Raw genomic sequence first — 14,235 nt, 5'->3', positions numbered from 1 at the left:
CCTTTACCTGTTCTTCCGACCACCCAAAGTGCCCTTTAACGACCTGTTAATAAGCTGCTTGCGGGTTCGGGTCCATATTGCCATTCGATATGGACCTCATTTTCTGTTCCATTAGTTAATGCGGGTGCGGCAATTTTATGTGTCGAGCGATTATCCAGCTTTGTGCACAGGCATGCATAAAACATGGTAATCAAAACCCGTCCAATTTTAACGATTGGGCCGCTTTGGCTAACAAACGTGGATTTCTTCAAAAAAGATCGTTGTAATCACTTGCAATGTGGATCGATTCTCCGTATGTGACCCCCTGTCAGCGGACACCACAAGCGAGTTCGTTGAGATTTAGGTACGCGGTCGTAGCTCAGTTGGTTAGAGCGCAGGATTGTGGCTCCTGAGGTCGGTGGTTCGAATCCACCCGTCCGTACCATCTAATTTCCCCTAAGTGGATGATATTTATATATAGCTTTGATTTACCAACGTCGCACATTGCGTATCCCCTTGTTTTTGATGCCTCATAAAGCGCCACATTATGCACCACGCGCGCATTCACGAAATGTTCGGCGCGAGCTCCTTATTGAGTTCCAGTTAATATTGAATCGTTGGACCTGTTGTAACTAATTGTTTTTACACGGTATTATACGAAAAACCGTTTCGTACTTTGCTGGAATGCTTTAGTTATCCCAGAATGCCACCTAGCACATGCTCAAACCGCCGGCAGTGACACATTTCCGGTCAAGCGCGTACTTCCAAAGGTTCGCTCATCTTCTGCCCGCGTTCGTTGAGTTGCGAGAAACTACTCACCGATTGCCGAGATGCGTTGTGGTAGCAAAAAAACACCGCTCCAGTGGTCCCAGCCAGGCAAATACTGCACCATTTTCAATAATTCCCGCTCCTCGCAAGTGTCCGTGTAGCCTGCCGTTCACAGCTTTCATCTCAAAATGGCACCATGAAAAAATCATCTGATTTTTTAGCGCTTTATCCGCGAGATGCTAACGAATCTGATACTTTAATCAGGCAGGATTGCGAGCAATCCCAAGGACTTATGAGGAGTGATCTTGGGGTGCGTTTAGGAGGAATTTATGAAGATTACTGCGCTGGAAACCGTGCGCGTGGCTGAACGCGCTAACCTGCTCTGGGTTCTTGTCCATACCGACGAAGGTATTACCGGGCTTGGTGAAACATTTTTCGGCGCAGAAACGGTCGAGGCTTATATTCACGAATATGTTGCACCAAGGGTAATAGGTCGCGATCCTTTGGAAATCGACCTGCTCGCAGCGGATCTCGTTGGTTATGTGGGCTTTCGCTCGTCCGGCGCAGAAGTCCGCGGAAACTCGGCTTTCGATATTGCGTTGTGGGATATATTCGGCAAAGCCACCAACCAACCGATAGCGCAGCTTCTGGGTGGTTTTTCGCGACGGGAAATTCGAACCTACAATACCTGTGCGGGTACTGAGTATATCAAGAAAGCAACTGGTCAGACTACGGGCAATTATGGTCTTTCAACCGGTCGCGATTACGATGATCTCAACGGCTTTTTGCACAGGGCTGATGAATTGGCCCACTCTCTTCTTGAAGAGGGCATCACGGCCATGAAAATCTGGCCATTCGATGCTGCTGCGGAAAAAACACGGGGGCAATATATCTCTTCAACGGATATGAAAGCCGCGCTTCAACCTTTTGAAAAGATCCGCAAAGCTGTTGGTGATCGCATCGACATTATGGTGGAGTTTCACTCCATGTGGCAGCTTTTGCCGGCCATGCAGATCGCGAAAGCACTAACGCCATATGGCACTTTCTGGCATGAAGATCCGATCAAGATGGACAGCCTTTCCAGCCTTAAGCGCTATGCAGAAGTCTCTCCTGCGCCCATTTCCGCATCCGAAACACTCGCATCCCGCTGGGGTTTTCGCGATTATCTTGAAACCGGCGTTGCTGGAATTGTCATGCTGGATATCTCCTGGTGTGGTGGGTTGTCCGAGGCCCGGAAAATTGCGTCGATGGCCGAAGCATGGCATTTGCCGGTTGCTCCGCATGATTGCACAGGTCCAGTGGTTTTGTGTGCTTCGACCCATCTTTCACTAAATGCGCCGAACGCGTTGGTGCAGGAGAGTGTCCGCGCCTTTTATCGGACCTGGTATCGCGATCTGGTCACAGCTCTCCCAGAGGTGAAGAACGGTATGATCACGGTTCCTCCCGGTCCCGGCCTCGGTATGGAGTTAAATCCGGAGCTCGATAAGGCATTCACGGTAAGTCGCCGTATTTCAGATGCGACCTCGATGTGATGTCGGGCGATAACCCACAGTTCTGATTGGAGGCTCCATGTCTGCCACAACGCAACAGCAGGGCGGCAGCGCACTTCCGGCAATTGCCGGACCTGCACTCATGCTTTTGGGCATGCTGATGTTTTCATTAAACGACGCAATGGGAAAATGGCTTGTCGCCAGTTACAGCGTGGGTCAGGTCATTCTGATCCGCAGTGTTGCAGCACTTGTCATTCTGGCTCCTTTTCTTTGGCGGGCCGGGCTGCAACCCATTGTAAAAGCGGAGAAGCGGCTTCTTCAGGCCGCGCGTGTTTTCTTTTCGACCTTTGAGGTCTTTGCGTTCTACTATGCTGTCATGTATCTGCCGTTGGCTGATGTCATGACTTATTGGCTGGCTGCACCGATCTATGTGGCAGCGGCATCGCCTTTTCTGCTTGGCGAAAAGGTTGGCTGGCGGCGCTGGACAGCTATCGGCATCGGTTTTGTGGGCGTCATTATCGCGCTCAATCCGTCCAGCGCCATGTTTACTGCTCCAGCCATCATCTCGATCCTTGGCACGATTGCCTTTGCATTCATGATGATTTCGGGTCGCAGTCTGCGCGCCACACCAGACAAGTCGCTCGTTTTCTTCCAATTAATAGGGGCGCTGATCGCAGGCATTATTTTTGCGCCGTTTGATTGGCGTCCGCTGGGGACGTCTACCGATATCACACTCATGCTGCTTTTGGGTATTGTGGCGATGGCTGCTCATATGCTCGTCAACCGTGCGCTAAAGATCTCTGATGCAGCAACCGTCGCACCGCTCCAATATACGCTGTTGCTGTGGGCTGTCTTATTCGGCTGGATGTTCTTCGGGGATATTCCGAAGACGAGCATGGTGGTTGGCGCAGCGCTGATCGTCGGATCAGGATTGTTTATTTTCTTCCGCGAACAACGAGTGAAACGGGGAGCGTAAACGGACGGGCAATTGTGCCCCATAAAATCCTCTCTTAAAAAAGCCCGCGGTGAGAGATCGCCGCAGGCTTTCTTGTGCGTCTGAACCGAGACTTACTTGCGCAGGTCGGCCAGGATACTCTGAGCGCGTTCCACGATATCAGTGCCGATATCAGCTTTATGCTTCTCGTAAATCACCTGAGACTTTTCGAGAATACGCGCCTGTTCTTCTGGGGTAATCGTGTTGAACTTCACGCCAGCCGCTTCGATCTTTTCGAGCGACTTCTTGTTCAGTTCGCCGATTACCTTGCGCTCTACATCACGACCGACGTCAGCACATTCCCTCAGAGCAGCTTGCTCTTCAGGAGAGTAGGTGTCGAAGATCGGCTTTGAGAACAAGAAAAGGAATGGTGTGTAGGCGTGTTTTGTTTCCGAAACATAGGCTTGCACTTCATAGAATTTTGAAGTGTCGATCGTCACGTATGGGTTTTCCTGAGCGTCGATGGCCTTGGTTTCCAGCGCTGAGAAAATTTCACCAAATGCCATCGGGGTGGCATTAGCACCAAAATTCTTGAACGTATCGAGGAAGATATTGTTCTGCATCACGCGAACCTTCATCCCTTCAAGATCTTCCCATTTGTTGATGGGATGCTTGGAGTTGGACAGGTTGCGGAAACCGTTTTCCCAATAAGCCAGATTAACCAGACCGGCTGCCTCGAGCTTTTCATTCAACAGATCGCCAAACTCACCATCCATGACGGTATAGGCTTCGTCGGAATTGGCAAACAGGAATGGGAGATCAAAGACGCCAAGTGCCGGAACAATACCAACCAGAGGCGATGAGGAAGTGACAACAGCTTCCTGAACGCCCGAGCGCAGAGCTTGAGTTGCCTGAAGATCACCGCCCAATGCACCGCCCCAGAACGCTGTGAGCTTCAGATTGCCATTCGACTTTTCATCGAGACATGCCTGCATCGCTTTGATGCCATCGCCGACCGGATGATCGGCATTGATGCCATTGGAGACGCGGATGTTGCGGCTCTTGAATTCGGCCTGCGCTGGCCCGACGGCAAAAGTGGCAACGGCAGAAACGAGTGCGGTTGTTGCGATTAGGAATTTTCTCATGAGTATCCTCCCAGAGTTAGAGAAAATGAAAGAGTACCAGTGGCTCAATAGAGCCAGCTGGCGGGAACGAGAACGAGATCGGGGAACAGAACCAGAAGGAACAATACGCAAATCTCGGCAAGCAGAAACGGGAACACGCCCTTTATAACGCGACCCAATGGAACGCGGCCAACGCCTGAAACGACATTCAGCACGACACCGACTGGTGGTGTGAGAAGACCGATAGATGTGTTCATGATGAAGAGGACGCCGAAGTAAACGGGGTCGATCCCTGCTTTCTGAATAATCGGCATCAGAACTGGTGTTAAGATCAGGATCGTTGGTGTCAGATCAAGCGCTGTGCCGACCACCAGAACCAGAAGCATGATGACGAAGAGCAACAAAGTCGGACGGTCGATCAGCGGTTCGATGTAGTTGCTGATTTCGGCCGGAATGTTGGCTGCCGTAATGAGCCATGCAGACACAAGTGCGGCACAGACGAGGAACATAACGACAGAAGTCGTTTTCGCTGCGCGAAGGAACACGTGACCAAGGTCAGTGATCTTCAGTTCGCGGTAAATGAACATACCCACGAAGAGTGCATACATGGCAGCAACCACAGCGGCTTCCGTTGGCGTTACTATACCAGCCTTGATGCCGCCCAGAATGATGACAGGCATACCGAGTGCCCATGCAGCGCGACCACTGGCTTTCAGGCGCTCTTTGCCTGAAACGCGTGGAAGGGTTTCGACTTTGTCCTTACGAACAACAAACAGCCAGGTGACGATGAGGGATGCCCCCATCAGAATGCCGGGGAATACACCGGCCATGAACAGCTTGGTAATGGAGACATTTGCGGCCACTCCGAAGACAATGAAGGCCATCGAAGGTGGAATGACAGGGGCAATAATACCGCCTGCAGCGATAAGACCGGCAGAGCGTGGAACATTGTAGCCTGCTTTGGCCATCATCGGTATGAGGATAGCAGCCAGGGCCGCAGTGTCCGCAGCTGCAGAGCCGGAAATCGATGCCATGATGATCGCGGCAAAAATAGCGACGATCCCAAGCCCACCACGAATATGGCCAACACAGGCAATTGCGAAGTCGATAATACGTCGGGACAAGCCACCCGAATTCATCAACTCACCAGCCAGAATGAAGAACGGGATAGCCAGCAGCGTGAATGTATCTGCGCCTGCAATCATGTTCTGCGCAATGATTTGCGAATTGAACATGTCCATGTGCCACATAAGAGCGACACCACAGAGCATAAGCGCGAAAGCGACCGGAACGCCGATGGCCATAGCGCCGACGAGCGATCCAATGAATACGAGAAGAGTCATCAGGCACGCTCCGAAAGTTGTTCAATGCTCATATGTTCGCCGGCGAATGCCGAAATCTCTTCTTCGGTGATGCGACCTGTCAAAATTCGAAACAATCTTTCAAGCGAGATTAGGAAAATGCCGGCACCAGTGAACAATCCGATGCCGTAAACCCAGCCCATGGAAAGGCCACTTACAGGTGCAACCATTGAGGCGTTGATGGGCAACTGCTGCCAGGTTCCCAGAAAAAGGATTGCGGAAACGCCCAGAATAACCAGATTGGAAATGCCCATAAGGACAACTCGACCCTTTCGCCCGAAGCGAGAAACCACTGTTTCCACACCCATATGCAGGTTTTCACGGTGAGCAACGACCGCGCCAATAAAGGTCAGCCAGACAAAAAAGTATCGGGACATTTCATCGGAAATGGCAATGCCTGAATTCATGCCATAACGAAGGACGACATTGACGAAAACCATCAGTGCCATGCCTGCCAGAGCTAAAATCATAAGCAGCGCCAGAAAGCGAAAGAACAGGTCAATCAGCTTCTGTATCATGGAATTATACCTTTGTGAGAAGGCCGCGAGCGGCAAGGTTCCGGAAGAGCGCTCTTGTACCGAAAGTCCATTCCGGGCACGCATCAGTACGATCGACCCAGTTGATAAGACGGCCTAGCAACGGCGTCGAAATCTCCACGCGGTCACCGATTTCGTGCGTGAAACCTTGGCCGACACCGCGTCGGTCTTTGACGGGGGCGAACATGGTTCCCAGGAACAGGACGGCCCCATCGGGATATTGGTGATTACGATTACGAAGCTGCGATACCAGATTGGCAGGTGAGCGGCTGATGGCTTCCATCGGGCTTTCGCCAGTCATTTCGAAGCCGTCTTCACCCTTTACCAGCAGTGAAACGCGAACCTTAGAAAGAACGTCAAGTGTGAAGGCATCGTGGAACAGGCGGATGAATGGGCCAACTGAACAGGATGCATTGTTGTCCTTGGCTTTTCCAAGCAACAGAGCAGATCTGCCTTCGACGTCGCGCAAATTGACATCGTTACCGAGCGCTGCGCCGAGAATTTCACCATCGGAACGCACCGCCAGAACCACCTCCGGCTCCGGGTTATTCCATTCTGAAATCGGGTGAATGCCTACCTTATCGCCGCATCCTACAGAAGACATCGGCTGTGCCTTGGTGAAAATCTCGGCATCCGGTCCAATGCCGACTTCGAGATATTGCGACCAGAGATTCATGTCTTGAAGAAGGGTTTTAATGCTGGCTGCTTTTTCTGAGCCAGCCGTAACACCGCGCAGACTGTCCCCGAGGACGGGAGCAAGCTTTTCACGGATAGAACGAGCGCGAGAAGGATCACCCTTTGCCTGTTCTTCAATGACGCGCTCCAGCATGCTGTCGGCAAAAGTGACACCAGCAGCCTTGATTGCTTGCAGATCAATCGGAGCCAAAAGGTGGCCAGTCGTACCACTCAGAAAGTCGTCCAAAGAGCCGAGATCCCGCAGGCTTGTTGCGGTGGCAAGCTTCGCTGCAATACCATCGATCTCAAAAAGGCTCGATACGGTTGCGGCAATAGCTGTCAGGTCAAGCACCCGTTCATCGCGCACCAAAACAGGGCAGGGGCCGTCTGCAACTTTAGACCAGACACGTCCTACCAGAACGGTGGTCGTGGCATCGTCCGGCAAAATTTGTTGTGCACTCAACGAATGCTTTGAAGTCAAGCTGTCCTCCTCCCCGCAGTCTCCATCAAAATGGAAAGCTACAATTATATGGCTCCAGTCAGGCGCAGTGGTTTTAGAAGGTTGATAGTTCCCCACGGTTTAACCCGTCGGTGTATCTCATCCTTTTCGCCAGTTGCGGCGCCTCCCACTGTTCAGGCAGCGACCCTCCAAAGCCAACTTGCCTTATTGTCAGGATGTCTGACAACCGTAGGTATCGTTTTAGTTCGAGAATTTATCGCTGTCTAGAACCGAAATCGGTTGTTCAGAAAAATGCAGTTTTTCGCCTTCTTTGAATCACAGGCGGTGACCCAGTTTAATAAGATTCAAGTGCCAGTCCGATCCTGGCCGCGGCTCCCATAAGATGTTTGCGCATGGCATCGCGCGCCAGCACTGGATCGCGGCTGGCAATGGTGTCGCGTAAATTGACATGCTCCTCAATCGTTATATTGACGATCTCTTCCAGAACGGCCTTTGAGCGGGCAACATTGATTGCATGACTGATACGCTCAGTAATAAACCCGACGAATGTAGAAAAATATTCGTTCCCGGTGGCATCAGCCACTGCCTTGTGAAAGGCGAGGTCTGCAACGATACCTTGATCGGTCCATTTCGCCGCCCCGGTCATTTGCTCAAGTGCTTCATCAAGGCGCGCCAAATCTTTGGCTGTGTGATGGGCGGCAGCCAATCCTGCGGCTTCAATCTCGAGAGGGAAGCGCAACTGGAACAGGTCGCGAAAACTATCGCGGCTGAACAATTCATCCTCATCTATGCGGATCAGTCGTGCCTGTCGCTCAGTAACGAACGCACCGACGCCTTGACGGGTATCGACGAGGCCTTCATTGCGTAACTGTGCAATCGCTTCGCGAACAACAGAGCGGCTTACGCCAAAGGATTTTGAAAGGACGTGTTCAGTCGGCAGCTTGTCGCCAGGCTTTAAACGCCCTTCATGGATATCGCTGCCGATCTGCGCAGCGATCCGCGCAGGAAGGTGTTCACTGCGCTTTATATGGCCAAAATCCGTTGACATGTTGCGTCCCTCTAATTGCTCGTCTCTGAACAAGGCAGCAAACTCAATTGGCAACCGGGGTTCATCATAAGGTTAGGGTCTATCGCAGTCTTGATTGCAGATAGCAATTGGCGCTGCACGTCAGGCATACGCTTTTCAAAATCCGGTCTTTTAAGTCGGCCAATTCCATGCTCTGCGCTCATGGAGCCGCGATAGCTATCAAGCACATCGTTGATGATGTTTTTCGCTTTGTAGATACGAGCATCGATCTCCGCGCGGTCGAGCGTGTTCGGCGGTAATACATTAAGATGGACATTCCCATCGCCCACATGACCATAAGATACGCAGACACAGTCCGGCAGACCGGCGTAGACCGCAGCCTCTGCATCACGCACAAAATCCGCAAGGCGCGATAGGGGCACGGAAACGTCGGTACGCAAATGTGGGCCCCGCTTGGCTTGGCCTTCGTTCATACCTTCGCGGAACAGCCACAACTTGCGGGATTGGTCTCGGGATGTCGCGATGACACCATCTGCAACCACCCCGTCTTCCATAACCTTTTCAAGGAAGCGACCCATAAGATCTTCGATGTCGATCAGTCCGGAACCGGAGATTTCCATCAGAACATAGGCTGAATAATTACCGCCCATCGGCATGGCCAAGTCCGGCATTGCTTCTCGCGCCAATGTGAAAGCAAGCGGGGGCATAAACTCGAATGCCGACATCAAGTCGCAACAATCGCGCCGTGCGCGTCGATAAAGCGCGATAGCGTCTTCGAGAGCGTTGAGACTGAGCAGCGCAGTCGCAACCTGCCCCGGTTGCGGCATAAGCTTTACCGCGACCGCTGTAACAATCCCCAAAGTTCCCTCAGCGCCAATGAAAAGCTGCTTCAGATCGATGCCGCGATTGTCTTTACGCAAAGTTGAAAGACCATCGAAAATGGAACCATCGGGCAGGACTACTTCAAGGCCGAGAACGAGCTCACGTGTCATGCCATATCGCAACACATTGATGCCGCCCGCATTGGTCGACACGTTGCCACCGATGCGGCAAGAACCTTGTGCGCCCAATGCCAGCGGAAAGAACATTCCCGCTGCTTCTACCTTGTCCTTGAATTCGGACAGAATACAGCCCGCATCGACCACGGCGGAAAAGTCATCTGCATCGATGCTGCGAATAGCCGTCATGCGTTCGAGGCTGATGATGACCTGGGATTCCGGTGAGTCGGGTGTTGCTCCCAGTACGAGGCCAGTGTTGCCGCCTTGTGGAACAATAGACAGGTCGCGAGCGCGAACAGCTTTCACACAAGCAGATACGTCCGCCGTGGAGCGAGGGCGAAGCACCGCAACTGCATTGCTCTTCACGTCGTCGTGCCAGTCGCTGCAATAGCGCACTACCTCTTCGCCTGAGAGAACAAGGTCCATGCCGAGGCTGTCGACCAGCGCCTGTATATGCTCATGCGTTGTGGTGTCGACGCTCATCATTTTGCCGTTCTGGGACATGATTCCTCCTGCTGCCTGCCTGCGAATGCGAAGTAGGTAGCAACTTCATTATTTTGGTTTTCAAGTGCATGATATAAGGTTATCAGACAACCTTACAAATACTTTTTCGCAATCGTTGTTTTTACGATGTTGAAATCGATTTGGGCACATGGTGGAGGAGAAACAAATGCACATTCTGATCATCGGCGCGGCAGGCATGGTGGGCCGAAAACTCGCGGAGCGTCTGACGAAAGACGGTTCGCTTGATGGTAGGACGATTGAGGCGCTTACACTGGTGGATGTGGTGACGCCGCAGGCACCTGCGGGTTTTACCGGACAGGTAACCCTTGAAACCGTTGACCTTTCCGCACCCGGCACTGCTGAAAAACTGGTCGCAAGTCGCCCAGATGTAATCTTCCATCTGGCAGCTATTGTTTCGGGCGAAGCAGAGCTTGATTTCGACAAAGGCTACCGTATCAACCTTGACGGTACGCGTTACCTGTTCGATGCGGTTCGTATCACCCACAATGAAGATGGATATTTCCCACGCATTGTCTTCACCTCGTCGATTGCGGTCGTGGGTGCGCCACTTCCTTTCCCAATTCCCGACGAATTTCATCTGACACCGCTCACCAGCTATGGCACGCAGAAGGCAATTTGCGAACTTTTGCTGTCCGATTACACCCGTCGCGGGTTCTTCGATGGCATAGGCATCCGACTGCCCACAATCTGCATTCGGCCTGGCAAACCCAATGCGGCTGCGTCCGGCTTTTTCTCAAATATCCTGCGTGAACCGCTGGTCGGCCAGGAAGCCGTATTGCCGGTTTCGGATGATGTTCGCCATTGGCACACTTCGCCGCGTTCAGCTGTTGGCTTCCTGATCCATGGAGCGACAATGGATCTCCAACGCATGGGCTCGCGTCGTAATCTGTCTATGCCCGGCCTCTCCGCTACCGTGGGAGAGCAGATTGCAGCGTTGCGCCGTGTAGCGGGTGATAAGGCTGTTGCTCTCATCCGTCGTGAACCGGATGAAATGATCATGCGCATGTGCGCGGGTTGGGCTCCGGGTTTTGAAGCCAAACGCGCGCAAGAGTTGGGCTTTACCGCCGAAACCTCGTTTGACGAAATTATCCGTGCTCATATTGAGGATGAGCTTGGAGGTTCGCTGTGACGCGTAAAATTGCTTTTCTTGGCACTGGCCTTATGGGTGCACCGATGGTGCGCCGCCTTCTAAATGCTGGCTTTAGCGTTAGCGTTTGGAATCGTGACTTCGCCAAAGCCGAAGCATTGGTCAAAAACGGCGCGGTAGTAGCATCAAGTGCTGCTGAAGCAGTCGCGAACGCCGATATTGTCTTCACTATGCTGTCCGATGGCAAGGCTGTGGGATCAGTGTTGTTTGACGGCGGGGTCGCGACAGCTTTGAAAGCTGGTGCCATCGTTATCGACACGTCTTCAATCGCGCCGCCAATTGCAAGAGAACATGCCGAGAAACTTTCTGCTCTCGGCATTCGTCACATCGATTGTCCTGTGTCAGGCGGCACAGTTGGTGCGGAAGCAGGAACACTGGCATTAATGGCTGGCGGTGATGCAGTCTTGATCGAAGAACTGGCAGATGTATTTGCGGCGCTGGGGCGTGTCACTCATGTCGGTCCCTCCAGTGCAGGACAGATTTGCAAACTGGCTAACCAGCAGATTGTAGCAATTACGATTGGTGCAGTTGCGGAAGCGATGATGCTGGTGGAAGCCGGTGGTGCGGATCGTGGCAAGTTCCGTGATGCCATTCGGGGTGGCTTTGCAGAAAGTCGTATTCTTGAATTGCATGGGAAACGCATGGTGGATCGTACTTTCCAACCGGGCGGTCCTTCAGGGCTGCAATTGAAAGATCTGGAAGCCGTGGCAGCTATGGCTGAGAGCCTTTCGCTGACGTTGCCATTGACCGAAGAAATTCGCGATGAGTTCCGCACTTTTGTAGAAGCCGGACATGCGGAAACGGATCATTCGGGAATTTTGCTGCATATCGAAAAGATCAATAATCGCCAGCGGGAAGACGATAGATGAGTGATGATCAAAACACACCGCGCCGCCTGCGCTCGCAGGACTGGTTCGACAATCCCGACCATCTTGATCTGACAGCGCTTTATCTGGAGCGCTTCATGAATTACGGTACGACGCCCGAAGAACTCAGATCAGGCAAGCCGATTATCGGCATTGCGCAGTCTGGCAGCGATCTTAACCCCTGCAATCGTCACCATCTTGATCTTGCCAAACGCATCCGCGACGGCATTCGCGATGCAGGCGGAATAGTGATCGAGTTTCCGAGCCACCCGCTGTTTGAAAACTGCAAGCGACCAACTGCAGCGCTCGACCGGAATCTGGCCTATATGGCGCTTGTCGAGATCCTTTATGGATATCCGCTTGATGGTGTTGTCCTCACAACCGGTTGCGACAAGACCACGCCTTCCGCACTGATGGCGGCTTCCACGGTGGATATTCCGGCTATCGTGTTTTCCGGTGGGCCCATGCTTGATGGTTGGCATGAAGGCAAGCTCGTCGGTTCCGGCACGGTAATATGGCAGTCGCGTCGAAAATATGCGGCGGGTGAAATCACCAAGGAAGAATTTCTCGAAGCGGCGCTCAGTTCCGCGCCTTCGGTCGGCCATTGCAATACAATGGGCACCGCCTCCACGATGAATGCAATGGCTGAGGCCTTAGGCATGTCGCTCACCGGTTGCGCTGCTATCCCGGCTGCATATCGTGAGCGCGGTCAGATGGCGTATCGGACGGGTCGTCGTGCGGTGGAGTTGGTATTCGAAGACATTCGACCATCCAATATTCTGACACGCGAAGCGTTTGTAAACGCCATCAAGGTCAACTCCGCCATTGGTGGTTCAACCAATGCTCAGCCACATCTTATGGCGATGGCAAAACATGCGGGTGTGGAGCTGAAGCCTGACGATTGGCAGGACGAAGGCTTTGATATTCCGCTGCTTGCCAATATTCAGCCTGCTGGCAAATATCTTGGCGAGAAATTCCATCGCGCCGGTGGTGTGCCTGCGATTATGTGGGAACTGCTGTCCGCAGGCAAAATCGACGGTTCCTGCGCGAGTGTTACTGGAAAGACGATGGCGGAGAATCTTGAAGGTCGGGAATCATCGGACCGCGACGTCATTTTCCCTTACGACAAACCACTCAAGGAGCGCGCTGGCTTCCTTGTTATGAAGGGCAATCTGTTTGATTTTGCCATTATGAAAATGAGTGTGGTCTCACCTGAGTTTCGCGATCGCTATCTGTCAGAGCCGGGACACGAGGGGATTTTCGATGGGCGGGCTATCGTTTTTGATGGCTCGGAAGATTATCATAAGTGTATCAACGATCCTGCGCTCAACATTGACGAACGCTGCATCCTCGTTATTCGGGGCGCTGGTCCACTCGGTTGGCCGGGGTCTGCCGAAGTCGTAAATATGCAGCCGCCGGATCATCTGATCAAGCGTGGAATCACAAGTTTGCCAACCATCGGTGACGGTCGCCAATCGGGCACAGCAGATAGCCCGTCCATTCTCAATGCTTCACCGGAAAGTGCAGCGGGTGGTGGTCTGGCCTGGGTGCGTAACGGCGATACCATTCGTATCGACTTCAACAAGGGGCGGTGTGATATGCTGGTGGACGAGGCAGAAATTGCGCGCCGCAAGGCGGAAGGCATTCCGCAGACACCTGCAGATGCAACGCCTTGGCAGATGATCTATCGACAGACGGTAACGCAGCTGGCCGATGGAGCTACGATCCGCGATGCTGATAAATTCCGCCAACTGGCCAAAACACCGCCGCGCCATAACCACTAATGAACTGTTGAAGCGGTTGAAATAGAAGCAGGTAAGCATAGCTATTCTATAACGCCGATCTGATTGAAGCAGATCGGCGTTATAGGTGTTTGATTTAACACGCACCTTAAGAGGAGGATAGTTATGCCAAAATTCGTGACGATCGGATATGGCGATCAAGAAGGTTATGATCGGACTCCGAAACCCATCCGCGACGCAGCTCATGCCCACGATGCGAAATTGCAGAAGAATGGGGTTTTGATCGGCATCGCGGGCGCGCCCGTGTTGGTTCGCAATCTTGACGCTAATCAGGTTGAAACGACCAACGGACCGTTCATGAGGTCCTCCCTGCCAGTGGCCGGATTTGCTATAATCGAGGCCGCCAATCTGGAGGAAGTCATAAAGTTAGTGTCACAAACTCCCTGTGCTGTTGCTCGTGGTGTTGTTGAGGTGTGGCCACTGGAAAGTTCGTCCTAACGCTGCATGGAAAACATTGTTATGCAAAGCGGACGGTGATTTGCATCTGGCGCATACAAGTTTTTCATGGGCTCGTCCTATGTGCGGCCAAGCAATGTGGTTGAT

At 52.5% G+C, this 14,235-nt stretch carries 12 protein-coding genes and 1 tRNA gene; 7 read left to right on the top strand and 6 right to left on the bottom strand.

Translation table 11 applies throughout. The annotated features are described in order from the left end of the window. Positions 1-347 precede the first annotated feature (347 nt). From CES85_RS02825 to CES85_RS02815, 3 genes are all read left to right on the top strand, one after another. Positions 348-424 (top strand) — tRNA-His (locus CES85_RS02825). A gap of 652 nt (positions 425-1,076) precedes the next feature. After that, complete coding sequence (locus CES85_RS02820; protein WP_095444543.1) at positions 1,077-2,279, top strand: mandelate racemase/muconate lactonizing enzyme family protein; 1,203 nt, start codon at positions 1,077-1,079, stop codon at positions 2,277-2,279. 37 nt (positions 2,280-2,316) lie between these two features. Beyond that, positions 2,317-3,213 carry a DMT family transporter gene (locus tag CES85_RS02815; RefSeq protein WP_244923205.1) on the top strand — a complete coding sequence of 299 codons (897 nt, stop codon included), beginning with the start codon at positions 2,317-2,319 and terminating at the stop codon, positions 3,211-3,213. A 92-nt stretch (positions 3,214-3,305) separates the two neighbouring features. On the opposite strand, the gene CES85_RS02810 is transcribed toward CES85_RS02815, so the two are convergent. From CES85_RS02810 to CES85_RS02785, 6 genes are all read right to left on the bottom strand, one after another. Continuing rightward, a complete protein-coding gene (locus tag CES85_RS02810) occupies positions 3,306-4,316 on the bottom strand; it encodes a TRAP transporter substrate-binding protein (RefSeq protein WP_095444542.1) in 1,011 nt (336 codons plus the stop codon). A gap of 44 nt (positions 4,317-4,360) precedes the next feature. Continuing rightward, on the bottom strand, positions 4,361-5,638 hold the full coding sequence (locus CES85_RS02805) for a TRAP transporter large permease (RefSeq protein ID WP_095444541.1): 1,278 nt from the start codon (positions 5,636-5,638) through the stop codon (positions 4,361-4,363). Beyond that, positions 5,638-6,171: a TRAP transporter small permease gene (locus CES85_RS02800; protein ID WP_095445671.1), complete on the bottom strand. Its 534-nt coding sequence runs from the start codon at positions 6,169-6,171 to the stop codon at positions 5,638-5,640. The genes CES85_RS02805 and CES85_RS02800 overlap by 1 nt, the downstream gene beginning before the upstream one ends. A gap of 7 nt (positions 6,172-6,178) precedes the next feature. Further along, entirely contained in the window at positions 6,179-7,348 is a 1,170-nt protein-coding gene (locus CES85_RS02795) for a fumarylacetoacetate hydrolase family protein (RefSeq protein ID WP_095444540.1), read from the bottom strand. 313 nt (positions 7,349-7,661) lie between these two features. Further along, on the bottom strand, positions 7,662-8,375 hold the full coding sequence (locus CES85_RS02790; protein WP_095444539.1) for a FadR/GntR family transcriptional regulator: 714 nt from the start codon (positions 8,373-8,375) through the stop codon (positions 7,662-7,664). A gap of 11 nt (positions 8,376-8,386) precedes the next feature. Then, complete coding sequence (locus CES85_RS02785) at positions 8,387-9,838, bottom strand: FAD-binding oxidoreductase (RefSeq protein WP_095445670.1); 1,452 nt, start codon at positions 9,836-9,838, stop codon at positions 8,387-8,389. 184 nt (positions 9,839-10,022) lie between these two features. On the opposite strand from CES85_RS02785, the gene denD reads away from it, so the two are divergent. The 4 genes from denD (at position 10,023) to CES85_RS02765 (ending at position 14,130) form a co-directional block, all read left to right on the top strand. Beyond that, positions 10,023-11,006, top strand: a complete 984-nt coding sequence (denD, locus tag CES85_RS02780; RefSeq protein ID WP_095444538.1) for a D-erythronate dehydrogenase — start codon at positions 10,023-10,025, stop codon at positions 11,004-11,006. Further along, positions 11,003-11,893, top strand: a complete 891-nt coding sequence (locus CES85_RS02775; protein ID WP_280523379.1) for an NAD(P)-dependent oxidoreductase — start codon at positions 11,003-11,005, stop codon at positions 11,891-11,893. Before denD ends, CES85_RS02775 begins: the two co-directional genes overlap by 4 nt. Then, positions 11,890-13,674 (top strand): IlvD/Edd family dehydratase, encoded by a 1,785-nt coding sequence (locus CES85_RS02770; protein ID WP_095444537.1) that lies wholly within the window; start codon positions 11,890-11,892, stop codon positions 13,672-13,674. Before CES85_RS02775 ends, CES85_RS02770 begins: the two co-directional genes overlap by 4 nt. Before the next feature lie 123 nt (positions 13,675-13,797). Next, complete coding sequence (locus CES85_RS02765; protein WP_095444536.1) at positions 13,798-14,130, top strand: YciI family protein; 333 nt, start codon at positions 13,798-13,800, stop codon at positions 14,128-14,130. The last annotated feature ends 105 nt before the right edge of the window (positions 14,131-14,235 follow it).

It is taken from the genome of Ochrobactrum quorumnocens, from assembly GCF_002278035.1.
GTDB classification, from domain to species: Bacteria; Pseudomonadota; Alphaproteobacteria; order Rhizobiales; family Rhizobiaceae; genus Brucella; species Brucella quorumnocens.
The sequence above is the reverse complement of the archived record's forward strand: the minus strand, read 5'-3'. Positions and strand labels throughout refer to the sequence as shown.

Coding starts and splice junctions, on each gene's coding strand:
- CES85_RS02820 (WP_095444543.1), top strand. CDS start 1,077: ATGAAGATTACTGCGCTGGAAACCGTGCGCGTGGCTGAACGCGCTAAC.
- CES85_RS02790 (WP_095444539.1), bottom strand. CDS start 8,375: ATGTCAACGGATTTTGGCCATATAAAGCGCAGTGAACACCTTCCTGCG.
- denD (WP_095444538.1), top strand. CDS start 10,023: ATGCACATTCTGATCATCGGCGCGGCAGGCATGGTGGGCCGAAAACTC.
- CES85_RS02815 (WP_244923205.1), top strand. CDS start 2,317: ATGTCTGCCACAACGCAACAGCAGGGCGGCAGCGCACTTCCGGCAATT.
- CES85_RS02785 (WP_095445670.1), bottom strand. CDS start 9,838: ATGATGAGCGTCGACACCACAACGCATGAGCATATACAGGCGCTGGTC.
- CES85_RS02770 (WP_095444537.1), top strand. CDS start 11,890: ATGAGTGATGATCAAAACACACCGCGCCGCCTGCGCTCGCAGGACTGG.
- CES85_RS02765 (WP_095444536.1), top strand. CDS start 13,798: ATGCCAAAATTCGTGACGATCGGATATGGCGATCAAGAAGGTTATGAT.
- CES85_RS02805 (WP_095444541.1), bottom strand. CDS start 5,638: ATGACTCTTCTCGTATTCATTGGATCGCTCGTCGGCGCTATGGCCATC.
- CES85_RS02810 (WP_095444542.1), bottom strand. CDS start 4,316: ATGAGAAAATTCCTAATCGCAACAACCGCACTCGTTTCTGCCGTTGCC.